Source organism: Candidatus Saccharimonadia bacterium, from assembly GCA_035544015.1.
Lineage (GTDB): Bacteria > Patescibacteriota > Saccharimonadia > UBA4664 > UBA4664 > UBA5169.
On record DATKIP010000087.1, the window covers coordinates 1 to 1588 of the forward strand.

Consider the following 1588-nt stretch of genomic DNA (forward strand, 5'->3'; position numbering starts at 1 on the left):
TCGGAGAGGTTGTACCACTGCTGCAGGCAATAAATCCGCAGCATCACGGCCAACGGAAAAGGCCGCCGCCCGCCATTCGGACCAGCCTTGGGATAATGGGGCTCGATCACAGCTTCGAGCGCGACCCAAGGCACCACAGCAGCCATCTCAGCCAGGAACACATCACGCTTCGTGCGCTTCTTCTTGGCCGCATAGTCGAGCGATGCAAAACTCAGCTGGTCCATCAGAGCACTCCCCGAATCAATGATCCAAGTGTGCCACGATCGTCAGGTTGTTCAGAGATTCCTTAGGACTGAGCGAGGATCGGACCGAGTTTATCTACTTGCCTGATCGCGCAGAAATCGTCGAATACATATTTCAGCTAAGGAATCTCTGAACAACCTGACGATCGTGGCACACTTCTATGCGGCCAAGAAGAAGCACACGAAGCGTGATGTGTTCCTGGCTGAGATGGCGGCCGTGGTGCCTTGGGTCGCGCTCGAAGCTGTGATCGAGCCCCATTATCCCAAGGCTGGTCCGAATGGCGGGCGGCGGCCTTTTCCGTTGGCCGTGATGCTGCGGATTTATTGCCTGCAGCAGTGGTACAACCTCTCCGATCCCGGCGCGGAAGAAGTGCTTTACGACATCTGCTCGATGCGCGCGTTCGCAGGTCTGGAGCTCGGACGCGACGCAATTCCCGACGAGACGACCATCTTGAACTTCCGGCATCTCCTGGAGCGCCACGAGTTGACGAAGGCGGTATTCGCCGCTGTTTCGGAGCTTCTGGAGGCCCGCGGTGCGCTACTGCGTGGCGGCACCATCGTCGACGCGACGCTGATCGCGGCATCCCCGTCGACGAAGAACGAGGCGCAAAAGCGTGATCCCGAGATGCGCTCATCGAAGAAGGGCAACCAGTGGTACTTTGGCATGAAGGCACACATCGGCGTCGATGCTAAGAGCGGGCTCGTACACACGGCGGGCGTGACCACGGGCAGCGTGCATGACGCCAAGGTGATGGACAATCTGATCCGTGAGGATGATCGTGCCGTGTACGGCGACAAGGGTTATGCCAACGACCGGAAGCAACGGCAGGCGGAAGCAGCGGGCGTTCTGTGGGCCGTAAAGGCGAAAGCGAAGCCCGGACGCCCACTGTCGATATCGCAACGCCGACGCAACCGTCGGTTCGGGAAAATCCGCGCCAAGGTCGAGCACGTGTTCCGGGTGATGAAATGCCAATTCGGCTATCGCAAGGTTCGCTATCGTGGCATCGCCAAGAACGGCGCGCAGGTCTTCGCGCTGCTCGCGCTCGCCAACCTATTCCTTGCCCGCAGGACACTCGCGTCCGCATGACGAAGACGGGGGCGAAAGCCTCCCTGCGGAAGGTCGTCACTCCGCAGGAACCTGGATAAACGACGAAAACCCGGCACCGCCATCAACCGACTGTGAAAAAGTGACGTTGCTCAGAGGTTCCTTAGGCCGGTCTCGCGGGCCGTCGCCAGAATGCGCAACACCGCCACTGCTCTCTGAATGCTCTGCGTTCCGCCCGGCAGATCAACGGAGGGGGTGTCGGCCCCAGTCGTACCGCGACGGCGACGAGCTACCATGAGAC

2 protein-coding genes are annotated in these 1588 nt (G+C 60.1%); one reads left to right on the forward strand and one right to left on the reverse strand.

The genetic code is table 11. The annotated features are described in order from the left end of the window. The coding region (locus tag VMT30_06250) for an IS5/IS1182 family transposase (protein HVQ44541.1) at positions 1 to 224 on the reverse strand (224 nt) is incomplete at its 3' end. 166 nt (positions 225 to 390) lie between these two features. Here VMT30_06250 and VMT30_06255 point away from each other — a divergent pair. After that, positions 391 to 1329, forward strand: coding sequence for an IS5 family transposase (locus VMT30_06255; protein HVQ44542.1), 939 nt, complete (start codon positions 391 to 393; stop codon positions 1327 to 1329). The last annotated feature ends 259 nt before the right edge of the window (positions 1330 to 1588 follow it).